13 protein-coding genes and 2 pseudogenes are annotated in these 22,759 nt (G+C 72.5%); 12 read left to right on the top strand and 3 right to left on the bottom strand.

The features are described from left to right. Position 1: 1 nt before the first annotated feature. Together E6W39_RS20000 and E6W39_RS19995 are read right to left on the bottom strand one after the other, a co-directional pair. Positions 2 to 652, bottom strand: a complete 651-nt coding sequence (locus E6W39_RS20000; protein ID WP_141634688.1) for a response regulator — start codon at positions 650 to 652, stop codon at positions 2 to 4. Next, positions 649 to 1,851, bottom strand: coding sequence for a sensor histidine kinase (locus E6W39_RS19995; RefSeq protein WP_141634687.1), 1,203 nt, complete (start codon positions 1,849 to 1,851; stop codon positions 649 to 651). Before E6W39_RS19995 ends, E6W39_RS20000 begins: the two co-directional genes overlap by 4 nt. A 156-nt stretch (positions 1,852 to 2,007) precedes the next feature. Here E6W39_RS19995 and E6W39_RS19990 point away from each other — a divergent pair, with 156 nt between their 5' ends. The 3 genes from E6W39_RS19990 (at position 2,008) to sbnB (ending at position 4,763) form a co-directional block, all read left to right on the top strand. Next, positions 2,008 to 2,577 (top strand): hypothetical protein, encoded by a 570-nt coding sequence (locus E6W39_RS19990; RefSeq protein WP_141634686.1) that lies wholly within the window; start codon positions 2,008 to 2,010, stop codon positions 2,575 to 2,577. Between the two features lie 162 nt (positions 2,578 to 2,739). Then, positions 2,740 to 3,768, top strand: coding sequence for a 2,3-diaminopropionate biosynthesis protein SbnA (gene sbnA / locus E6W39_RS19985; protein WP_141634685.1), 1,029 nt, complete (start codon positions 2,740 to 2,742; stop codon positions 3,766 to 3,768). Beyond that, complete coding sequence (sbnB, locus tag E6W39_RS19980) at positions 3,762 to 4,763, top strand: 2,3-diaminopropionate biosynthesis protein SbnB (protein ID WP_141634684.1); 1,002 nt, start codon at positions 3,762 to 3,764, stop codon at positions 4,761 to 4,763. The genes sbnA and sbnB overlap by 7 nt, the downstream gene beginning before the upstream one ends. 64 nt (positions 4,764 to 4,827) lie before the next feature. Here the strand turns inward: sbnB and E6W39_RS19975 are convergent, their stop codons facing one another. Beyond that, entirely contained in the window at positions 4,828 to 5,820 is a 993-nt protein-coding gene (locus tag E6W39_RS19975; protein WP_141634683.1) for a TauD/TfdA family dioxygenase, read from the bottom strand. 227 nt (positions 5,821 to 6,047) lie between these two features. On the opposite strand from E6W39_RS19975, the gene E6W39_RS19970 reads away from it, so the two are divergent. From E6W39_RS19970 to E6W39_RS19930, 9 genes and pseudogenes are all read left to right on the top strand, one after another. Next, complete coding sequence (locus E6W39_RS19970; protein ID WP_141634682.1) at positions 6,048 to 7,508, top strand: class I adenylate-forming enzyme family protein; 1,461 nt, start codon at positions 6,048 to 6,050, stop codon at positions 7,506 to 7,508. A 5-nt stretch (positions 7,509 to 7,513) separates the two neighbouring features. Further along, positions 7,514 to 8,761: an aldehyde dehydrogenase family protein gene (locus tag E6W39_RS19965; RefSeq protein ID WP_141634681.1), complete on the top strand. Its 1,248-nt coding sequence runs from the start codon at positions 7,514 to 7,516 to the stop codon at positions 8,759 to 8,761. Continuing rightward, positions 8,758 to 10,518 (top strand): thiamine pyrophosphate-binding protein, encoded by a 1,761-nt coding sequence (locus E6W39_RS19960; RefSeq protein WP_141634680.1) that lies wholly within the window; start codon positions 8,758 to 8,760, stop codon positions 10,516 to 10,518. Before E6W39_RS19965 ends, E6W39_RS19960 begins: the two co-directional genes overlap by 4 nt. Continuing rightward, positions 10,518 to 11,780, top strand: coding sequence for a beta-ketoacyl-ACP synthase II (gene fabF, locus E6W39_RS19955; protein ID WP_141634679.1), 1,263 nt, complete (start codon positions 10,518 to 10,520; stop codon positions 11,778 to 11,780). Before E6W39_RS19960 ends, fabF begins: the two co-directional genes overlap by 1 nt. A 61-nt stretch (positions 11,781 to 11,841) precedes the next feature. Next, positions 11,842 to 14,243, top strand: a pseudogene (locus tag E6W39_RS43050) (condensation domain-containing protein); the annotation flags it as partial. Between the two features lie 126 nt (positions 14,244 to 14,369). Continuing rightward, a complete protein-coding gene (locus E6W39_RS43045) occupies positions 14,370 to 16,589 on the top strand; it encodes a condensation domain-containing protein (RefSeq protein WP_407658627.1) in 2,220 nt (739 codons plus the stop codon). Continuing rightward, positions 16,520 to 17,361 (top strand): annotated as a pseudogene (locus tag E6W39_RS44225) (AMP-binding protein); the annotation flags it as partial. The gene E6W39_RS43045 and the pseudogene E6W39_RS44225, both read left to right, overlap by 70 nt. A gap of 198 nt (positions 17,362 to 17,559) precedes the next feature. Beyond that, positions 17,560 to 21,363, top strand: coding sequence for a non-ribosomal peptide synthetase (locus E6W39_RS19935; protein WP_228718697.1), 3,804 nt, complete (start codon positions 17,560 to 17,562; stop codon positions 21,361 to 21,363). After that, a complete protein-coding gene (locus E6W39_RS19930; protein WP_181799356.1) occupies positions 21,309 to 22,736 on the top strand; it encodes a condensation domain-containing protein in 1,428 nt (475 codons plus the stop codon). Before E6W39_RS19935 ends, E6W39_RS19930 begins: the two co-directional genes overlap by 55 nt. Positions 22,737 to 22,759: the final 23 nt, after the last annotated feature.

Here is a 22,759-nt window from a genome sequence, read left to right as displayed (position 1 = left end):
GTCATCCCTCCAACTCGCGTACCAGAACGGCGGCCTGGGCCCGGCTGCGGAGATCGAGCTTGCCGAGCAGGCGGCTGACGTGGGTCTTCACGGTGGTCTCCGCCAGCCGCAGCCGAGCCGAGATCTCGGCGTTCGACAGACCCTCGCCGAGGCAGGAGAGCACCTCCCGCTCGCGCGGCGTGAGCGACTCCAGCGCGGTCGGGGCGGCCAGCCGGTCCCCCTTGGCGCCACGGGTGTTGGCGAACTCCGCGATCAGCCGCCAGGCCAGGTTGGGCGCGATCAGGCTGTCGCCGGCCGCGACCGCGCGGACCGCGCCGACCAGGCCGTCCGCGTCGATGTTCTTCAGCAGGAAGCCCGAGGCACCGGCCCGCAGCGCGCCGTAGACGTACTCGTCCAGGTCGAAGGTGGTCAGCACCAGCACCCGGGCGAGCCCCTCGCCGACCACCGCGCGGGTGGCCGACACCCCGTCCAGCCGCGGCATCCGGATGTCCATCAGGACCAGGTCGGGACGGAGCGTGCGGGCCAGCGCCACCGCCTGCTCGCCGTCGGCGGCCTCGCCGACCACCTCGATGTCGGGCGCGGTGCGCAGGATCAGGACCAGGCCGGCGCGGACCGCCGACTGGTCCTCGGCGACGACGACGCGGATGGTCATGCTGCTCCCTCCTCGGGGTGGGCCGACCGGGGGCGCACGGTCGGCAGCGTGGCCAGCACCTGCCAGCACCTGCCGGTCGGGGTGACCAGCGGGCCGGCCCGGAAGGTGCCGCGCAGCAGGGCGGCGCGCTCCTCCATGCCGATCAGGCCGGCGCCCGAGCCGGGGGCCCGGGGCGGCACATCGGCGAACGGGCTGGTCACCCGCACCGTGAGCGCCCCGTCCCGCAGGGTGAGCCGGACCGTGACCCGGCCCTGGCCGGCGTGCTTGAGCGCATTGGTCAGCGACTCCTGGGTGATCCGGTAGGCGGCGAGCTCCACCGGCGCGGGCACCTCCGCCTCCGGCGGGCGGGCGTCCTCCAGCACGGCGTCCAGGCCGTTCGCCCTGGCACCCTCGACCAGCGCGCCCAGGCTGTCCAGGGTGGGCACCGCGGCCGGCTCGGCCTCGCCGCTGCCGTCCCGGAGCAGCCCGATCAGCCGCCGCATCTCGGCCAGGCCCTCGACGCTGTTCTCCCGGATCACCGTGAGCGACTCGGTGGCGCTCTCGCCGGCCCGGTCGTCCAGCGAGAGCGCCGCGGTGGAGTGGATGGCGATCGCGGTGAGCCGGTTGGCGACCATGTCGTGCAGCTCGCGGGCCATCCGGGTGCGCTCGGCGGTGACGGCCTGGGCGCGGTCCATCTCGGCCAGCCTGATGCTCTGCGCGGCGTGCCGCCGGGCCGCCTCGGCGGCCTCCCGGTGGTTGCGGACCAGCGCCCCGGTGGTCGCCGGGCCGAGGGTGACCAGCCCGATCACCACCCCGATGAAGATCGCCTCCGGGCGGCGGTACCAGGCGAGGAAGCCCATCGTGGCGGTCGCGGTGAGCAGGCCCGCGCCGACCGGGATCCGCTGGGCCGCCGCCGGGCCGGCGTAGAGCACCGCCGCGTACACCAGGTCGGTGAACATCAGCACGGTGGCCAGGCTGCCGCTGGTCAGCTGGTCGCCGGCCAGCGCCAGGGTGCCCAGCGACAGCGCCAGCACCGGCCGGGCCCGGCGCAGCACCTCCAGGCCCGCGGTCACGGTCAGCGGCAGCAGCGCCCAGGCCCCGTGCAGCGGGCGCCCGAGCTGCGTCTGCAGTCCCGCGGACCAGAGCACCAGCCCACCGGCCAGGCCCAGAAAGGCGATTGACAGATCATCACGGTGCGGTCGGGGAGCAGCCGGTACCATGCCACCATTCCACCACGGGGTGTTCGGCGCGGCCCTGCCCATCTCCCGGCACCGCCGCGTACATCGAAAGATGCACCCCCGGGTCCTCTCCGACGACGACGCCCCGCACCTGCGCGGATGCCACGATGGCAGGGCGAGCGGAAGAAGGAGCACGACGTGATCGTCACCCTCATCATCATCTGCGAGGTCAGCTTCTGGGTGCTGCTGGCCGCCGGACTGGCCGTGCGCTACCTGCTGAAGCTGCGCCGCACCAGCGTCGCGGTGCTGCTCTGCGAGCCGCTGCTGGAGGTCGTGCTGCTGATCGCGACCGCGGTGGACCTGCGCAATGGGGCCAAACCCAGCTGGGAGCACGGACTGGCCGCGCTCTACATCGGCTTCACGGTGGCCTACGGGCACTACACCATCCGCTGGTTGGACGGGCACGCCGCGCACCGGCTGGCCGGTGCGCCCAAGCCGCCGAAGCCGCCCAAGTACGGGATGCCGCGGGCCAAGCACGAGGGCAAGCTGTGGCTGCGCTCGCTGCTCGCCGGGGCGGTGGCCTGCGGGCTGCTGCAACTGGCGGTCTTCTACGTGGGCAGCGGCACCCCGGCCGCGGGCCCGCTGCGGCTGTGGCAGCTGGTCGCGCTCCGCACGGTCGGCATCCACGGCGTGATCGCCCTCACCTATCTGCTGTGGCCCAAGAAGGCGCCGGCCGGGGCGGTCCAGGGCTCGCGGATCGACGGCTAGTCGCCGTCGCCGGCCAGTACAGCCGGCTCGCCTACACGGTCTCTACACGGCCCGGTGGACGCGGTCGGCAGGTATAGATCGCCGATAGCCGGGCCCGGGACACTCCCTGCGGAATGAGACCGGTGGTCGGGGGCCACGCCCTCCGACGGCGAAGGGAGAGCCGTGTCGGCAGGGCTGAAAGGCATCCTCTCGACGGTGGGCGGCACCCCGCTCATCGAGCTGGAGCGGCTGGTACCCGGCTTTCCCGTCCGAGTGTTCGCCAAGGTGGAGCGGTTCAACCCGGGCGGCAGCATCAAGGACCGTTCGGCACTCAGCATGCTGCTGGAGCGCATCCAGGACGGTCGGCTGGTGCCGGGCCGGTCCACGGTGATCGAGTCCAGTTCCGGGAACCTGGCCATCGGACTGGCCCAGATCTGCGGCTACTTCGGGCTGCGCTTCATCTGCGTCGTCGACGCCCGCACCACCCCGCAGAACCTGGCGATCCTGCGGGCCTACGGAGCCGACGTGCGGGTGGTCACCGAGCCCGACCCGGCCACCGGGGAGCTGCTGCCCGCCCGGCTGGACCTGGTGGCCCGGCTGCTCGCCGAGACCCCGGACTCCTACTGCCCCGACCAGTACGCCAACCCGCTCAACCCGCGGGCCCACCTCACCACCATGGCGGAGATCGACCGGGAGCTGGACGGCCGGATCGACTACCTGCTGGTGGCCGCCGGCACCAGCGGCACCCTGGGCGGCTGCGCCGAGTACATCCGGCGCCGCGAACTGCCCACCACCCTGGTCGCGGTGGACGCGATCGGCAGCGCCCTGTTCGGCTCGCCGGTCGCCTGCCGGCGCCTGATCCCCGGTCACGGCACCTCGGTGGTACCGCAGTTGCTGAACGCCGCGGACGCCGACCGGGTGCTGCACGTGAGCGACCTGGACTGCGTGGTGGGCTGCCGGCTGCTGGCGCAGCGCGAGGCGGTGCTGGCCGGCGGCTCCTCCGGCGCGGTGGTCGCCGCGCTGGAGCGGATCGCCGGCGAGCTGCCGGCCGGCGCCACCTGCGTGCTGATCCTGCCCGACGGCGGCGACCGCTACCTGGACACCATCTACGACGACGACTGGGTCCGCGACCACTTCGGTGAGGTCGCCCACCTGTGGAAGGGGCCGAGTCCGACCCCCGAACCGGACCGGAAAGTGAGCGCTCAGTGCTGATAGTCGGCCACAACGAGGTGCGCGCCCTGCTCCAGGGGCGCGAGCAGGACATCCTGGAGTTGGTCGCCGAGGCGTACCGGCTGCACGACGAGGGCCGCAGCGCGCTGCCGCACTCGGTGTTCCTGCGCTTCCCAGACCAGCCCACCGACCGGATCATCGGCCTGCCCGCGTACCTCGGCGGCGCCGAGCCGGTGGCCGGGATGAAGTGGATCGCCAGCTTCCCCGGCAACCTGGCCCGCGGCATCGAGCGGGCCAGCGCCGCCCTGGTGCTCAACTCGACGGTGGACGGCCGTCCGGAGGCCTTCATCGAGGCCTCGCTGATCTCCGCCAAGCGCACCGCCGCCTCGGCCGCGCTGGCGGCCGGCCTGCTGACCGCCGACCCCGAGCCCGACGGGATCGCCATGATCGGGCTCGGTCCGATCAACCTGGAGGTGCTGCGGTTCACCGCCGCCCGGCTGCCCTCGGTGCGCACCGCCACCGTCTACGACCTGGACGCCGGGCGGGCCAAGGACTTCGCCCGGCGCGCCGAAGCGGCCCTGCAAGGGCTGACCGTGACGGTCGCCGACAGCGCCGCCGCCGCGCTGCGGACGCACTCGCTGGTCGCCCTGGCCACCACCGCCGGCGCCCCGCACATGGACCTGACGGCCTGCCGGCCGGACGCCACCGTGCTGCACGTCTCGCTGCGCGACCTGACCGTGCAGGCGGTCCTGGAGGCGCAGAACGTGGTGGACGACACCGATCACGTCTGCCGCGAGCGGACCTCGCTGCACCTGGCCGAACTGGAGACCGGCGGGCGGGAGTTCGTGGACGCCGAGCTCGGCACGCTGCTGCGTTCCGGGTCCCCGTTCCGGCGGCTGCCCGGACGCCGGGTGGTGTTCTCGCCGTTCGGCCTCGGGGTGCTCGACCTGGCGCTCGCCCGGTGGGTGCGCGACCGGGCCGGCGCCGAGCAACTCGGCGTGCGGGTCGCGGACTTCCTGCCCGGCGCGGTGGGCTGAAGCACTGGAGCAGCAGCGAGGCGGCCGGACCCCGGGCGGGTCCGGCCGCAGCCGTGGGCCCGGCTCAGTCGAGGACCGCGCCGGCCCCGGCCCGGACCGCCCGGGACCGCCGGTGGTCCAGCGAGGCGTAGACCCGGTGCAGCCAGCGGTCGGTGCCGTCGTAGCGCGGGGTGAACGGCGTGCGGCCGTGCACCGCGAGCCGGTTGTCCACCACCGCCAGGTCGCCCGCGCCCAGCGCCAGCGCCGAGGTCACCCGCACCAGGGCCGCCCGCAGTTCGGCCATCGCCCCGCGGGCCTCGTCGTCCAGCGGGTGGGTGGCCGAGAAGTCCACCAGGATGTCCGGGTCCTCGGCGGCGCCGCGCAGCACCGCATGGGCCGGCACCATGCCCTCCCGGCCCTCGAAGGAGGGCGGCGCCTCGGTGAGGTAGCGCTCCTCGCCGAGCACCCGGCGGCTGCGCCCGGACAGCAGCGGCAGCGCCCGCCGCACCGAGGCGGTGCTCAGCCTGGCCTGCCCGGTGGGGTCCTCGCGGACGCAGAACAGGCCTACGTAGTCCGGGCGGTTGGGGTGGAAGGCGTTCTCGTTGTGCATCTCGAGCAGCACCGATCCGGCGTTGCTCTGGAGCGCCTCCTGGCCCGGCACCGGCACCACGTTCTGCACCAGCGCGCCGGTCTTCTCGTTGCGGAACGCCACCACCTCGCCGAGCTGCAGCATCGCCGCGGTGATCACCGCGGCGGCGGTGCCGGCGACCCGCTCCACCGACCCCGGTTGGGTCGGGGTGGGCGGCAGTTCGCGGCCGCCGTCGGCCGGAGCCACCGGCAGGTTGCGGACCAGCAGCACCGCGTCGGGGCCGGCGTCGTGGCGGAACCGGCGCAGTTCGACCAGCAGCCGGGCCGGCAGCTCGGCGGAGGCGTCGCGGACGGCGGCCAGCCACCGCGGGTCGTCGGTGCGGGCCGGCTCGGTGCGGGCGAGCCGGTCGGCCAGCTCGCCGGTCTGCCGGCGCTCCGCCTCGCTCAGTACCAGCGCCGCCGGTGCGGCCACCGTGTCGATCTGGGTCATGAACACGTCCGTTCGATGGGTTCCGGTGGGACAGGCGGCGGCCGGCGACCGGAGGGAGGCAGTCGCGGCCGCTGGAACCAGCAGTCTGGGCAGGCTGCTATATCCGAACTATGTGTCCTGGGTAAATGCGGCGGTCCGGGTCCGTCACGCGGATATAGATCACGTGTAGTCCGCTCCGTACCCTCGCTGGCGAAGACAAATCCAGTCGGCCCGGGGGTCCTGTGGGGATGCTCATCAATACTGACGGACGGCGCCTGTCGTCGGCCGCGCTGGACGGCGCGATAACGACCGTCGGACGGGAACTTCGACTGCGCGGAATCGGACCGGGCGACCGTGTGGTGCTCACCGGTGCCAATACCGCCGAATTCGTCCTGGTGCTATTCGCACTGATGGAAATCGGGGTGTCGATCGCCCTGGTCGACCGCCGCACTCCGGCCGCCGAGCAGGCCCGACTGCTCACCGACGCCGGAGCCGGGCGGCTGCTCACCGACGATCCGCTGCCGCCCGGCACCACGCCCGCGGCGCAGCTGACCCTGGCCGACCTGTGCACCACGGCCCTGAAGGAGGCCGCCGAGGCCCCGGACGGCGCGGTGACCGGCGATCGGCTGGCCCGGTTCGCGCCCTGGTTCGCCCGCCCGGACGGCCTGATCGTCTGGAGCTCCGGCAGCACCGGCACCCCCAAGGGCATCGTGCGCTCCGGCGCCTCGGTCCGCGGCAACACCGAGCGGACCCGCACCCGGATGGGCTACCGGCCCGACGACGTGCTGCTGCCGCTGCTGCCCTTCACCCACCAGTACGGCCTGTCGATGCTGCTGCTCTGGCAGACCGCCGGCTGCTCGCTGGCGCTGCAGACCAGCAGCCAGCGGGTGGACTCGGCGCTGGCCGCGATCGCCGCGCACGGCGTCACCGTGGTGGACGCGGTGCCGGCCACCTACCACACGCTGCTCAACATGCTGGACAGCGGCCGGGCCGGCCAGGACGGGCTGAGCACGGTGCGGATGTGGTGCGTCGGGGGCGAGCCGCTCGGGCGGGAGCTGAGCCGGCGGTTCGCCGACCGGATCGGGCAGCCGCTGCTGGACGGCTACGGCAGCAGCGAGGCCGGGAACATCGCGCTGGCCGTGCTGCCGGACCCGGTCGGCTGCGGGCGCCCGCTGGACGGCCTCTCGGTGCGGGTGGTGGACGACGCCGGCCTGCCGGTCGGGCCCGGCACCGTCGGCGAGATCGTGGTCCGCACCCCGGACTACATGACCGGCCTGCTCGGCCCCGGCGGCGAGGTGCTGCCGGTGGACCACACCGACTACCGCACCGATGACATCGGCCGGTTCGACGCGGTCGGCAACCTCACCGTGCTGGGCCGCCGCTCGGCGGTGCACCGCCTCGGGCACACCCTCTACCCGGACGGCATCGCCGACCGGGCCAGCGCCTGCGGGGCGCCGGTCCGGGTGATCCCGGTCTTCCCCGACGGCGTGCCGAGCCGGGCCCAGCTGGTCTTCTTCGTCGCCGACCAGGCCGAGCGCCCGGTGGCGCACTGGCGTGCCGCGGTGGCCGAGCACCTCGCCGACCACGAGCGGCCCAACCGGGTGGTGGTCCTTCCGGAATTCCCGCTCAACAGAACCGGGAAAGTCGACCGCCAGTCGCTGCAGCGATTGGCGGAGTCCGCGGTCGCACGAGACGGCAGGAAAGGATAACTCCAGTGACCCAGATCGTCGCTGAAACGCCGGTCGAGACGCCGTACCACATTCCCTTTGCGGATCGGATGACCGGCCTGCACAATGTTGCGGACATCCTCGTCGATCGCCGCGAGGAAGTCCTCCAGGTCCTTTACGAGAGCTGCAACCACAAAACCGCCGCCGGGGAGATCGAGGTCGCGCTGGCCGCGCTGGCGGGTGCCGAGCAGGAGGTGACCGGGTTCCGGCCGCCGCGGCTCGACCAGCTGGCCGTGCTGATGCCCTCGAACATCCCGCTCTACAGCTACGTGCTCTACCTGCTGATCCCGTCCCTCTACACCGAGCGCCTGGTGTTCCGCCCGTCCGGCCGGATCGACAGCCAGCTGGAGCGGCTGCACAAGCTGCTCGGCGAGGCGCACCGACTGCCGATCCGGCTGCGGCAGACCGGCCAGCGGGACTTCCTGGAGAACGACGTCGCCGACTCCCAGGTGCTGGTGTTCACCGGTTCGTTCGAGAACGCCGAGAAGATCCGCCCGCAGCTGCGCAAGGACCAGCTGTTCCTCTACTTCGGCCAGGGCGTCAACCCGTTCGTGGTCGGCCCCGGCGCCGACCTCGGCGACGCCGTGGACGGCGCGATCCGGGCCCGGATGCTCAACTCCGGCCAGGACTGCTTCGGTCCGGACGTCTACTTCGTCCACACCTCGCTCAGCTCGCAGTTCTGCAACCTGCTCAGCCGCCGGGTGCGCTCGCTCAAGCACGGCCGCTACGAGGACCCGACCGCCGACTACGGCTCGATGTACTACCTGGACGCCTTCGAGGACGCCATCTCGCACCTGATGGACAACCGGTCGTTCATCCTGGTCGGCGGCCGGGCCGACCTGACGGAGAGCCACCTGGCCCCCACCGTCCTGGTCCGCCCGGTGGAGAGCGCGACCAACCCGCCGGAGCTGTTCGCACCGATCTTCAACGTGGTGCCGTACACCAGCGGCGAATGGCTCCACCGGACGCTGCGCCACCAGTACTTCGAGGAGCGGGCGATGGCGGCCACCGTCTACGGCGACGAGCCGGAGCTGATCGAACTGCTGCGCAGGCGCCACACGGTGAGCCTCAACGCGACCGTCGCGGACATCGAGAACGGCAACGAGCCGTTCGGCGGCCGCGGCGTCCGGGCCAACTACGCGGCGGTCGGCGGCGTCCGGCACACCGAGCCGCTGCTGATCTCCAAGGCGGTCGCCGACCACCTGGGCCCCCGGCTGTCGGGAGGTGCCGCATGACCGCCCCGGACACCACGGCGCCGAACGGCCCCACCGTGACCGGCTGCTGGCGAGCCGTCGTCTCGGTGCTCGGCGAGCACGGCGTCCAGGACGCCTTCGGCCTGCCCGCCGACGACCTCGACCTGCTGGCCGCCCTGCAGGACGGCGACCTGAGCCTGGTGCTCTGCCGGGACCAGCGCAACGCACTCCACATGGCCACCGGCTACGCCCTGCAGTCCGGCCGCACCGGCATCGCCTTCACCGGCAAGGGCCCGGCCGTCACCAACACCGTCACCGGTCTGCTGGAGGCCCGCTGCTCCGCCGTGCCGGTGGTGATGCTGTCGGCGGGCACCGCGGTCGAGCAGCGCGGCGCCGCCGCCTTCCAGGAGCTGGACCAGCTCTCGGTGGTCGCCCCGCTGGTCAAGTGGGCGGCCCGGGTGGACGCGCCGAGCCGGCTGGTGCCGATGCTGCGCAGCGCCCTGCTGACCGCCCGGGAGGGCGTGCCGGGGCCGGTCTACCTGGAGCTGCCCGACCACCTGCTCGGCGCCGAGATCCCGCTGCGGCCCGCCACCGAGCCGAGCTGGGAGACCGCGCTGCGCCCGGCCCGGCTGACCCTGGCCGACGACTCCCCGGCCCGCCGCACCCTGGCCGGCGCCGCCCGCCCGCTGCTGCTGGTCGGCGGCGGCATGCGGCACGCCAACCACGGCCGGGCCCTGGAGGAGCTGGCCGACCGGCTGGGCGCGGCGGTGTTCTGCACCGCCAGCGGACGCGGCGCCTTCGACGAGTCGCACCCGCTCTTCTGCGGCCTGGCCGGTCTCTACCTCCCGGAGGCGGCAGCCGAGTTGTGGCGCCGCGCCGACTGCGTGCTGGCCCTGGGCAGCAGGCTGGAGGAGACCGCGACCTACGGCTGGCCGGCGGCGATCGGCCGCGAAGTGCCGGTGATCCAGGTCAACCTGGACGCGGGCGAGTTCCACACCGACTACGCCGGCCCCAAGGTGCTGGCCGAGGCCGGGGCGCTGCTGGCCGGCGAGCTGGCCGCGCCGATCCCGCGCCCGGCCGGCGCCGCCGACTGGGCCGCCCGGGCCGCCGCGGTCCACACCGAACTGCACCGCGAGCACCGCGAGCGGCTGGCCGATCTGGCCGCCGAGCCCCGGCTGCGGATCCCCGAGGTGCTGGCCGCGCTCGCCGAGGTGCTGCCCGACGACCTGGTGCTGGTGCAGGAGAACGGGCTGCAGGACATGTGGTCCTACCGCTACCCGCTGCACCAGGTCGGCGCGGCGGCCGGCTCGGTGGTGCCGTCCGAGCAGACCAGCCTCGGCTTCGGGGCGGCAGCCGCGGCCGGGGTCAAGGCCGCGGCACCCGAGCGGCCGGTGGTGGCCCTGGTCGGCGACGGCGCCTTCGCCCTCTTCGACGCCGACCTGCCGACCCTGATCGAGCACCGGCTCGGCGTGCTCTACCTGGTGCTGCGCAACGGCGGCTACGGCTGGCTGCAGAGCCAGCTGGACCAGCGGGTCACCCCGCTGCCCGACTACCGGTTCGCCGACCCGACCGTCCCCGGCCCCGGCGCCCGCGAGCTGCCGGGCCTGCACCAGTTCACCCTCGACGACCGGACCACGCTCCGGGGCGACCTCGAACAGGCTTGGAAGCTCTGCCAGTCGGGCCACCCGGTGGTGCTCAACGTGCCGGTCGAGCTGACCGACGCGCTGTTCGCCGGGGCCCAGGCCGGCGGCGACTTCCCGCTGCTGCCCGCGCTCGACGCAACCGAAGGGAGCGAGTGATGGACTCGCGCAGCCCCGTCCCGGCCCGGCGCCGGGTCGTCATCACCGGCTGGGGCTTGGTCACCCCGCTTGGCCACGACGTGGCCGACACCTGGGAGGCGCTGCAGGCGGGCCGCAGCGGCATCGGGCCGGTCACCCAGATCGAGGCGGCCGACCTGCCGGTGCGGATCGCCGGCGAGGTCAAGGGCTTCGACGTGTCCGCCCACCTGCCGTACAAGGTGGCCCGCCGCACCGACCCGTACGCCCGGTACGCCCTGGTCGCCGCCCAGGAGGCGCTGGAGCACTCCAAGTTGACGATCGACCAGCAGAACGCGCACCGGGTCGGCGTGCTGGTCGGCAGCGGCTACGGACCGATGAAGTCGCTCGCCGACCACGTCCGCGAGCTGGACGCCAAGGGCCCGCGGGCGGTCTCCCCGATGGCGGCGGTGACCGGCGCGATCGACAGCGCGGCCGGGGAGATCACCCTCGCCACCGGCGCGATGGGCCCCTCGCGGGCCTCCAGCAGCGCCTGCGCCTCGGGCGCCGACGCGATCGGCGAGTCGCTGCGGTGGATCCGGGCCGGCGTCTGCGACGTGGTGATCACCGGCGGCGCGGACGACATCATCACCCGGGTCGACCTGGCAGGCAGCGGCAACGCCAAGGCACTGAGCGCCCGGGAGGGCGACCCCACCGAGGCCTCCCGGCCGTTCGACGAGGACCGGGCGGGCTTCGTGATGGCGGCCGGCGCCGGCATGCTGGTGCTGGAGTCCCAGGAGCACGCGCTGGCCCGCGGCGCGACCATCCTGGCCGAGCTGGCCGGCTACGCCGCCACCTCGGACGCCTACCACTGGACGGCGCCGCACCCCGAGGGCGTCTCCACTCGCCGGGCGATCCGCGAGGCGCTGGCGGACGCCGGGCTGACCCCGGCGGACGTGGACTACGTGAACGCCCACGGGACCGGCACCCAGCTCAACGACAAGACCGAACTCGCCTCGCTGCGCGCCGAGTTCGGCGACCGGATCGAGCGGATCCCGGTCAGCTCCACCAAGTCGATGACCGGTCACATGATCGGTGCCGCAGGTGCCGTGGAGGCCGTGATCGGCGGTCTGGTGATCAACCACGGGGTGGTCCCGCCGACCATCAACTGCCACCGGCCGATCGACCCCTCGGTCAACTTCGTCGCCCACACCGCCCAGCGCCACCAGGTCGACACCGTGATGAGCAACTCCTTCGGGTTCGGCGGCCACAACGCCGTCCTCGTGCTGCGCCGCTGGCTCCCGTAGGGGGCCGCCGGACACTCGCACCACCCGTCCAGCCGCCACCAGCAGCCTCGGAGACACCCACATGCCTTGGTCCATGGCCGACCGTCAGCCGCTCACCGCCGCCCAGCTGGGCGTCTGGTACGCACAGAAGCTGAACCCGGACAACGTCTTCCAGGTCAGCGAGTACCTGGAGATCCACGGGCCGGTGGACGAGGAAAACTTCGAGCGGGCGCTCACCATCACCCTGGAGGAGCAGGAGAGCGCCCGGGTGCGGTTCCGCGAGGACGACGACGGGGTCTGGCAGTACGTCGTCGCGGCCCGCATCCAGCTGGAGCGCATCGACCTGACCGGGCGCGCGGACGCCCGGGACGAGGCGGTGCGGATCATGGACGACCGGCTGGAGCGGCCCTTCGACCTGGCCGACGGGCCGCACTTCAGCGACGCGCTGTTCCGGCTCGCCGACGACCACTTCATCTACTTCAACCGCAACCACCACATCATCAGCGACGGCGCCGGCGGCCGGATCTACACCCACCGGCTGGCCGCCGTCTACAGCGCGCTGGTCGCCGGTGCCGACCACGGTCCGCCGACCTTCGCCGGGCTGGCCGACTTCATCGCCGAGGAGACCGGCTACCGCTCGTCCGACAAGTTCACCAGGGCCCGGGAGTTCTGGCAGGCCCGGATGGCCCGCCGGGTCGAACCGGTCAGCCTGACCGCCCGCACCGCCGCCGCCACCGCCCGGCTGCGGCGCAGCGGCGCCGCGGTGCCGGCCGAGGTGCTGGAAGACCTCAAGCGGGTCTCCCGGGACGCCCGCAGCAGCTGGCCGATCGGCCTGGTCGCGGCGGTCGGCGCCTACCTGTCGGCCGCCACCGGCGCCCGCACCGTGCCGATCGGCTTCCCGCTGCAGGGCCGCACCACGCCGGTGCTGCGGGAGACCCCGGGCGTGGTCGCCAACATCCTGCCGATCCACCTGGACGTCACCCCCGCCACCACCTTCGCCGAACTGCTGAAGCAGGCCACCGGCGACGCCCGTGCCGTGATCCGCCATCAGCGCTACCGTCAGGAGGACGTCAGCCGCGACCTGCAGGCGGTCGGCGGCGGCACCCGGCTGGCCTCGGTCAGCGTCAACGTGATGCCGTTCGACTACGACACCACCTTCGCGGGCCATCCGGTGACCGCCCACAACCTGTCCAACGGCGTGGTCGAGGACATCGAGATCAGCGCACTGGACCGCAACGACGGCCGGGAGGTGCAGCTGATCTTCGACGGCAACGCCGACCTCTACAGCGACGCCGAGATCACCGACCACCACACCCGGTTCCTGCGCTTCCTGGCCCGCGTCACCGCCGAACCCGAGCGGCCCCTCGGACAGTTCGACCTGCTCGCCGACGACGAGACCGAGCTGCTGCGGGCCGGCTGGGACGCCACCCGGCGCACCGACGACGGCGGCCTGCGGCACATCGCCGGCCGGGTCCGCGAGCACGCGGCCGGGAGCCCCCACGCCATCGCGGTCACCGACCGGACCGGCGACACCGACTACCGCACCCTCGCCGCCCGGGCCGGCGCGGTCTCCCACGAGCTGCTCGCCGCCGGGGTGGCGCGGGGCGATGTGGTGGGCCTGCTGGCCGTTCCCGGCGCGGACTTCGTCGCCGCCGTGCTCGGCACCATGGGCATCGGCGCCGGCTACCTGCCGCTCGACCCGGCCGCACCCGTGGCCCGCTCGGCCTCGCTGCTGACCCGCTGCCGCGCCGCCGCGCTGATCGCGCCCGCCGAGCACGCCGACACGGTCGCCCGGATCACCGCCGAGGCCGGCGGCGAACTGCCCTGGTTCAGCGTGCCGGCCGGGCTGCCGGACGGACCGCTGCCCGAGGTGGTCGGCACCGGTGACGACCTCGCCTACGTGATCTTCACCTCCGGCTCCACCGGCGCCCCAAGGGCGCGATGGTGCACCACCGGGGAATGAACAACCACCTGCTGGCCAAGGTCGAGGACTGCGGGCTGACCGCCGCCGACACCGTGGTCCAGAACGCGCCGCTGACCTTCGACATCTCGATCTGGCAGATGCTGGCCCCGCTGGTCGTCGGCGGCCGGGTCCGCGTGGTCGAGCGGGAGACCGCCGCCGACCCGTGGGCGCTCTTCGGGCTGGTCGCCGAGGAACGCGTCCCGGTGCTCGAAGTGGTCCCCTCGCTGCTGAGGGCCGCACTGGAGAGCTGGGCCGCGCCCGGTGCCGCAGCGCTGCCGCCGGCCGCCCTGCGGCTGCTGATGGTCACCGGCGAGGCGCTGCCGCGCGAGGTCGCCGAGCAGTGGCTGGGTGTCCACCCGGCCATCCCGCTGATCAACGCCTTCGGCCCGACCGAGTGCTCCGACGACGTCACCCACGCGCTGCTCGACTCGCCGGCCGCGCTGCCCGCCGGCCCCGTCCCGATCGGCCTCCCGGTCCGCAACACCCGCCTCTACGTGCTGGACGACCGGCTCCGCCCGGTACCGCCCGGCACCCCCGGCGAGCTCTACGCGGCCGGCACCGGCGTCGGCCGCGGCTACCTCGACGACCCGGCGCGGACCGCTGCCGTCTTCACCGCCGACCCGTTCGACGACCGGCCCGGCGCCCGGATGTACCGCACCGGCGACTACGTGCGGCAGGACGAGGACGGCCGGCTGGTCTTCCTGGAGCGCCGCGACCACCAGGTGAAGATCCGCGGCCACCGGATCGAGCTGGGCGAGATCGAGTCGGTCCTCGCCGCGCACCCCGAGGTCAGCCAGGCCGTGGTGCTGGTCCGGGACGACGCCGCGGGCGAACGCCGCCTGGTCGCCTACGTCGTCGGTGCCGTCGACGGCCTGCGGGAGCACGCGGCGGGCCGGCTGCCCGACTACATGGTCCCCACCGCCTACCTGGCCCTGGACGCGCTGCCGCTGACCGCCAACGGCAAGCTGGACCGGGCCGCGCTGCCCGCCCCCGAGGCCACCGCCGCCGGCACCGGGCGCGGCCCGCGCACCCCCTGGGAGGAGGTGCTCTGCCGGCTCGTCGCCGAGGTGCTCGGCCTGCCCCGGGTCAGCATCGACGACGACTTCTTCGACCTGGGCGGCCACTCGCTGCTCGCCACCCGGCTGGTCAGCCGGATCCGCGGCACCCTGGGCGCCGAGCTCACCATCCGGGCGGTGTTCGAGCACCCCACCGTCGCCGGGCTGGCCAGGGCGCTCGACGGCGCCGACCGGGCCCGCGCCGCGCTGCGGCCGATGGCTCGCCCCGAGCCGCTCCCGCTTTCCTACGCCCAGCAGCGACTGTGGTTCCTCAACCGGCTGGACGAGCAGGGCGGCATGTACAACATCCCGCTGGCGATCCGGCTCAGCGGAGCCCTGGACGTGGCGGCGTTGGAGGCCGCGTTGAACGGGGTGGTGGCTCGGCATGAGGCGTTGCGGACGGTGTTCCCGGAGGTCGATGGTGAGCCGCGGCAGGTGGTTCTGCCGTCGGCGCGGCTGGAGTTGACGGTTCGTCGGGTTGGGAAGTCGGAGCTTCCTGGTGCGTTGGTGGAGATGGCTGGGCAGGGGTTTGACCTGGCGGCGGAGTTGCCGTTGCGGGCGGTGCTGTTCGGGCTTGGTGCGGATGAGCATGTGCTGCTGCTGGTGCTGCATCACATTGCGGGTGACGGCTGGTCGTTGGCGCCGTTGCTGCGTGATCTGGAGGCGGGGTATCTGGGGCGGAAGCTGGCCGAACTGCCGGTGCAGTATGCGGATTACGCGTTGTGGCAGCGGGAGGTGCTCGGTTCGGAGGGTGATCCGGAGAGTTTGGCGGCGCGGCAACTGGCGTTCTGGCGTGAGGCGTTGGCGGGGTTGCCGGAGGTGCTGGAGTTGCCGGCCGACCGGCCGCGCCCGGCGGTGGCCAGCTACCGAGGCGAGCGGATGGGCTGGCGGCTGGACAGCGGGACCCATGAGGCGCTGACCGCACTCGCCCGGGAGTCGGGGGCGAGCGTCTTCATGGTGCTGCAGGCGGCCCTGGCCGCGCTCTACACCCGGCTCGGCGCGGGCACCGACATCCCGTTGGGCACCGTGGTCGCGGGCCGCACGGACGAGGCGCTGGAGGAGCTGGTCGGGTTCTTCGTCAACACCCTGGTGCTGCGCACCGACACCTCGGGCGACCCGAGCTTCCGCGACCTGGTCAAGCGGGTCCGCGAATGGGATCTGGCCGCGTTCGGGCACCAGGACGTGCCGTTCGAGCGGCTGGTCGAACTCCTCAACCCGGAACGCTCGTTGGCCCGGCACCCGCTGTTCCAGACCCTGCTGGTGCTGCAGAACACCGACGACCCCGACCTCGACCTGCCCGGCGTCATCCCCTCGCTGGAGGGCATCGCGGGTGGCGTCGCCAAGTTCGACCTGACCTTCGACCTGCGGGAGACCTTCGACGGCCAGGGCCGTCCGGCCGGCATCGAGGGCGAGATCGAGTACGCCCTCGACCTCTTCGACCCGGAAGGCGTCAGCGCGCTCTGCGAGCGCTTCGCCCGGGTGCTGGAACTGCTGCTGGCCGACCCGGATGTGCAGGTCTCCGGGTTGGATCTGGTGTCTGAGGTTGAGCGGGTGGTGTTGGCGGGGTGGGGTCGTGGTGAGCGGTTGGGTGTGGTGCGGGGTGTGGTGGAGGGGTTGGAGGAGCAGGCGGCTCGTACTCCTGGTGTGGTGGCGGTGGTGTGTGGTGGGGAGCGGGTGACGTATGGGGAGTTGGCTGCTCGTGCGGGGCGGTTGGCTCGGGTGTTGGTGGGGCGTGGGGTGGGGTGGATGACCGGGTGGCGGTGGCGTTGTCGCGGTCGGTGGATCTGGTGGTGGCGTTGTGGGCGGTGTTGAAGGCGGGGGCGGGGTTCGTTCCGGTGGATCCGGAGTTGCCGGGGGAGCGGGTGGCGTACATCTTGGGGGATTCGGGGGCTTCGTGTGTGGTGACGTCGAGTGTGGTGCGGGATCGGTTGCCTTCCGTTGGTGGTGCGGAGTTGGTGGTGGTGGATGGGCTGGGGGATGAGGGGCTTGATGGTGGTGGGTGGGTTCCGGTTTCGGTGCCGGATGGTGCGGTGGCTTATGTGTTGTACACGTCGGGGTCGACGGGTCGGCCCAAGGGTGTGGTGGTGACGCGGGGTGGGTTGGCGAATGTGTTGGGGGATATGGGGGTGCGTTTTGAGGTGTCGGCGTCGTCGGTGTTTTTGGGGGTGACGACGTTTGGGTTTGATATTTCGAATGTGGAGTTGTTCGTACCGTTGTTGGGGGTGGGCGGTTGGTGTTGGTGGAGCGGGAGGTGGTGTTGGATCCGGTGCGGTTGGCGGGGTTGGTTGAGGTGTCGGGGGCGACGTTTGTGCAGGGGACGCCGACGTTTGTGCAGGCGTTGGTGGATGCGGTGCCTGGGGTGTTGTCGGGGTTGCGGGTGTTGTTGGGTGGTGAGGCGGTTTCGGCGTCGTTGGCGGGTGCGGTGCGGGCGGTGGCGTGGGATGTGACGAATGGGTATGGGCCGACGGAGACGTCGGTGTATTCGGTGGTGGGTGTGGTGGATGGGCCGGTGGGGGTGGTGCCGGGTATTGGTGGGCCGGTGGCGGGGACGGATGTGTTTGTTTTGGATGAGTGGTTGCGTCCGGTGCCGGTGGGGGTGGCGGGGGAGTTGTATATCGCGGGTGTGGGTGTGGCGCGGGGGTATGTGGGTCGGGGTGGTTTGACGGCGGAGCGTTTTGTGGCGTGTCCGTTTGCGGTGGGTGGGCGGATGTATCGGACGGGGGATGTGGTGCGGTGGGATCGGTCGGGTGGGTTGGTGTTTGTGGGGCGGTCGGATGATCAGGTGAAGGTGCGGGGGTTCCGGATTGAGTTGGGTGAGGTGGAGGCGGTTGTTCGGGGGTTTGCGGGGGTTGAGCGGGTGGCGGTGGTGGTGCGTGAGGTGCGGGCGGGGGATCGGCAGTTGGTGGGTTATGTGGTGGGGGATGTGGATGTGGACGGGCTGCGGGATCATGTGGCGGGGTTGTTGCCGGGGTATATGGTGCCGTCGGTTTTCGTGGTGCTGGATGCGTTGCCGTTGACGGCGTCGGGGAAGTTGGATCGGCGGGCGTTGCCGGCGCCGGAGTGGGCGGGACTCGGCGGCGGACGCGCACCACGCACCGCACAGGAATCCGTCCTGGTCGGGGTTTTCGGTGAGGTGCTCGACGCGGAGCGCGTGACCATTGACGACAACTTCTTCGACCTGGGCGGGCATTCGCTGCTGGCGACCCGGTTGCTGAGCCGGATCCGCTCGGTGCTGGGCGCGGAGTTGAGCATCCGGATGGTGTTCGAGAACCCGACGGTGGCGCAGCTGGCCCGGGCGCTGGACGACGATGCGGTGGGCGCGCGGTCGCGGGTGGCCCGGGTGGAGCAGCGCCCGGAGCGGATCCCGCTGTCGTACGCACAGCAGCGCCTCTGGTTCCTGGAGCGGCTCGATGTGCAGGGCGGCACCTACAACATCCCGGTCGCGGTGCGCCTTGAGGGGAACCTCGATCTGGCGTCTCTGCAAAGGGCGTTGAACACCGTGGTGGCTCGCCATGAGACGCTGCGTACGCTCTTCGCGGAGAACGACGGATGCCCCGAGCAGTGGATCCTGCCCGAGGCCGCTCTCGACCTGGTGACCCGGCAGGTGGGTGCGGACGAGCTACTGTCGGCGCTGACCGCCGAGGCGTCCCGTGGCTTCGACCTTGCGGTCCAACTGCCGCTGCGCGCAGTGCTGTTCAGCATCACCAAGACCGAGCATGTGCTGCTGCTGGTGCTGCATCACATCGCGGGTGACGGTTGGTCGCTGGCACCGCTGCTGCGGGACTTCGAGGCCGGCTACCTGGGCCGGGAGCTGCCCGAACTGCCCGTGCAGTACGCGGACTACGCGCTGTGGCAGCGGGAGGTGCTCGGCTCCGAGGACGACACGGAGAGCGTCATCTCGCAGCAACTGGCGTTCTGGCAAAAGGCGTTGGCCGATCTGCCGGATGTGCTGGAGCTGCCGGCCGACCGGCCGCGCCCGGCGATCGCCTCCTACCGGGGCGCGCGGATCGCCTGGCAGCTGCCGGAGGCCGGCCACCAGGCGGTGACCGCCCTCGCCCGGGAGTGCGGGGCGAGCGTCTTCATGCTCCTGCAGGCCGCGCTGGCTGCGCTGTTCACCCGGCTGGGTGCGGGCACGGACATCCCGTTGGGCACGGGTGTGGCGGGCCGTACGGACGAGGCGTTGGACGAGTTGGTCGGGTTCTTCGTCAACACCTTGGTGCTGCGGACCGACACCTCGGGCGACCCCACCTTCCTTGAGCTGGTGGACCGGGTCAGGGACTGGGACCTGGCGGCGTACGCCCACCAGGACGTGCCGTTCGAGCGGCTGGTGGAGGTGCTCAACCCTGAGCGCTCACTGGCCCGGCACCCGCTGTTCCAGACCCTGCTCACCCTGCAGAACACCCCGGAACCCGACCTCGACCTGCCCGGCATCACGCCGTCCGCCGTCGATGTGGGCGTCAACCAGGCCAAGTTCGACCTCCTGCTCGACTTCCGTGAGACCTTCGACGATCACGGCCGCCCGACCGGAATCACCGGCGAGATCGAGTTCGCCCGGGACCTCTACGAGGCGCCGAGCGTCGAGCTGCTGGGCGAGCGGCTGGCCCGGGTGCTGGAGCAGGTCACGACCGAGCCGAAGCGCCGACTGGCGGAGATCCAGCTGCTTTCCGACGACGAGGTGGGCCAGCAGCTGACCGTCTGGGGGCAGGGCGCACCTGTCTCGCAGAGCAGCAGCGTGGTGGCGGCCTTCGCCGAGCAGGTGGCTCGCACGCCCGACGCGGTGGCGGTCGTCTCGGACGAAGAAACGGTCAGCTACGCGGAGTTGGATGCGCGGTCCAACCAGTGGGCGCACTTCTTGCGCGAGCACGGGGTGGGTGCGGGGACGCCGGTGGCGCTGCTCCTGGACCGCTCGCTCGAACTGGTGGTCGCCGAGCTGGCGGTGCTGAAGGCCGGCGGGCTCTATGTGCCGATGCACGCCGCCTACCCGGCGGACCGGCTGGCCTGGATCGTGCGCGACGCCCAGGCCCCGGTGCTGCTCACCGACCGGGCGACCCTCCCGGAGGGGCTGGCCGAGGCGGTGCGGACCGTGCTGCCGGCCGGCCACCCCGACCGGGTCGCCGACTATCCGACGACCGCCCCGCAGGCGGCGGAAACCCCGGCCGACCAACTGGCGTACGTGATGTACACCTCCGGCACGACCGGGCGGCCCAAGGGCGTCATGGTGAGCCATCGCAGTGTGGTGGACCTGGCCCGCGACCCGATGTTCGGCACGGGCGCGCATGACTGCGTGCTGATGCACTCTTCGCACGCGTTCGACGCCTCGACCTACGAGGTGTGGACTCCGCTGCTGCGTGGCGGCCGGGTGGTCGTGGCGGGTGGCGGGCATCTGGGGCCGGAGGAGCTGCGGGCGGCGATCGCGACCCATGGCGTCACCGGGCTCTTCCTGACGACGGCGCTGTTCAACGCGATCGCGATGGAGGAGCCGCAGGCCTTCGCGGGGCTGCGGGAGGTCCTGTTCGGCGGCGAGAAGGTCTCGGTCGAGGCGGTCGATCAGGTGCTGCTGGCCTGCCCCGACGTCTGGGCCGTGAATGTCTACGGGCCGACCGAGACCACGACCTTCGCCACGACTCTTCCCGTCCCGCGGCTGCGGGCGGCGGGCACGAGTGTGCCGATCGGTGCGCCGATGTCGGGGACGCGGGCCTATGTGCTGGGTGACTTGCTGCAGTTGCTGCCGCAGGGTTCCGTCGGTGAGCTGTATCTGGCGGGGTCGGGGTTGGCGCGGGGGTACGGCGGGCGGGCGGATCTGACGTCGGAGCGGTTCGTGGCGGATCCGTTCGGTGCGCCGGGTGGGCGGATGTACCGCACGGGTGATCTGGTGCGGTGGACGGCGGATGGCGCGATCGACTACGTGGGTCGTGCGGACGATCAGGTGAAGATCCGTGGGTTCCGGATCGAGCCGGCCGAGATCGAGGCTGTGCTCGCGGGGCATCCGGATGTGGTGCACGCGGTGGTGGTGGTGCGCGAGGACCGGCCCGGGGACAAGCAGTTGGTCGCCTACGTGGTCGGCGCGGTGGACGGGTTGCGGGAGTACGCGGCGAGCCGGCTGCCGGCCTACATGGTGCCTTCGGCGTTCGTCGCCCTCGACGCATTCCCGTTGACGGTGAACGGCAAGCTCGACAAGCGTGCGCTCCCGGCGCCCGAGTCTTCCGGCGAGGTCGAGTTGGTGGCCCCGACCAGCGAGCGGGAGCGGATCCTGTGCGAGGTCTTCGCCGGGGTGCTGGGCCGCGACAGCGTCGGGATCGATGACGGGTTCTTCGACCTGGGCGGCGACAGCATTGCCTCGATCCAGTTGGTCAGCCGGGCCCGCAAGGCGGGGTTGGTGCTGACGGCGCGCGATGTGTTCGAGCACAAGACGGTCCGCGAACTGGCGGCAGTCGCCACGCAGGCGGGTGCGGTGGAGGTGCCCGGCCGCCAGGGTGTGGGGTCGGTGCCGCTGTTGCCGGTGATGGAGTGGCTGCGGGCCGGGGCGGCCCGGTGCGCGAGTTCAACCAGGCCTACACCGTCCCCGTGCCGGCCGACCTCACCCTGACCTCCCTCACCGCCACCATCGCCGCCGTCATCCGCCACCACGACGCCCTGCGCGCCCGGTTGACCGTCACCGCCGACGGCACCTGGCAGTTGGAGGTGCCCGAGGCGGACCACGGCCCGGACGTGACGGCACTGGTCCACCGCGTCGAGAGCGCCGACCCGGCGGCGGTGGCGGCCGAGACCGAGGCGGCCCGGCGCCGTCTGGACCCGGAGCGCGGGATCATGCTGCAGGCGGTCTGGTTCGACCACGGCCCGGACACGGACGGTGTGCTGCTGCTGGTTGTCCACCACCTGGTCGTGGACGGGGTGTCGTGGCGGATCCTGCTGCCCGACCTGGCGGCCGCTTATGCAGGCGGCGAGCTGGAGCCGGTCGGCACCTCGCTGCTCGGCTGGTCCCAGGCCCTCACCGACGCCGCCACCCACCCCCGCTGGACCGACCAACTACCGTACTGGCAGCACACTCTCACGGTCGACCAGCAGGCGATCGGCAAGGACTACGTACTACCCGCCCGGGACACCCTCAGCACCGCCCAGTCCCACACCATCACCCTCACCCCGGGGTTGACCCGGGCTCTGCTGACCACCGTCCCGGCGGCGTACAACGCGGGTGTCAACGACGTGCTGCTGACGGCGCTCGCGCTGGCCGCACGCCAGTGGCGCCCGGAGCAGACCCGCGACGGCCTGCTGCTGGACCTGGAGAGCCACGGCCGTCACGAGGACGCGCTCGACGCGGGCCACGACCTGACCCGCACCGTCGGCTGGTTCACCAGCATGCACCCGGTCCGCCTCACACCCCCGGCGCTCACCTGGACCGAGGTCACCACCGCAGGCCCCGCCAACGGCACCGCCCTGAAGGAGGTCAAGGAGCAGCTGCGCGCCGTCCCCGACCACGGCCTGGGCTACGGCCTGCTGCGCTACCTCAACCCCGCCACCGCCACCACCCTGGCCGCCCACCCGGCCCCCCAGATCGGCTTCAACTACCTCGGCCGCTTCACCACCGACCAGGGCACCGACGCCCACTGGCTGGCGCTCGAAGAGGCGGACACCGCCGTCGGTGACGCGGAACTCCCGTTCGCCCACGCCCTGGACATCAACGCGGCCACCCACGACACCCCGGACGGCCCGCAGCTGCAGGCCAACCTGGCCTGGCCGGCCGCCCTGTTCGACGCACCCGACGTCGAGCACCTCGCTGCCCTCTGGCAGCAGGCCCTGCAGGCTCTGCGCGACCACATCGAGCATTCCGAGGCCGGCGGACTCACCCCCTCCGACCTCACCCTGGTCGGCCTCAGCCAGCGCGACATCGACCTCCTGGAGGAGGACGAGTCGGACTACGACGGCGAGTTCGACGAGGACGACGACCCGGACTCCTACTGATCGGCACCCCTCGAAATCCGCCC

Source organism: Kitasatospora acidiphila (assembly GCF_006636205.1).
Lineage (GTDB): Bacteria > Actinomycetota > Actinomycetes > Streptomycetales > Streptomycetaceae > Kitasatospora > Kitasatospora acidiphila.
Note: the sequence above shows the minus strand (reverse complement) of the source record. Positions and strands in the feature narration are given on the sequence as shown.

Bases quoted from the DNA above. Each gene is read 5' to 3' on its own strand.
- E6W39_RS20000 (WP_141634688.1), bottom strand. From the start codon at position 652: ATGACCATCCGCGTCGTCGTCGCCGAGGACCAGTCGGCGGTCCGCGCC.
- E6W39_RS19995 (WP_141634687.1), bottom strand. From the start codon at position 1,851: ATGGTACCGGCTGCTCCCCGACCGCACCGTGATGATCTGTCAATCGCC.
- E6W39_RS19975 (WP_141634683.1), bottom strand. From the start codon at position 5,820: ATGACCCAGATCGACACGGTGGCCGCACCGGCGGCGCTGGTACTGAGC.
- E6W39_RS19970 (WP_141634682.1), top strand. From the start codon at position 6,048: ATGCTCATCAATACTGACGGACGGCGCCTGTCGTCGGCCGCGCTGGAC.
- E6W39_RS19960 (WP_141634680.1), top strand. From the start codon at position 8,758: ATGACCGCCCCGGACACCACGGCGCCGAACGGCCCCACCGTGACCGGC.
- fabF (WP_141634679.1), top strand. From the start codon at position 10,518: ATGGACTCGCGCAGCCCCGTCCCGGCCCGGCGCCGGGTCGTCATCACC.
- E6W39_RS43045 (WP_407658627.1), top strand. From the start codon at position 14,370: ATGTACCGCACCGGCGACTACGTGCGGCAGGACGAGGACGGCCGGCTG.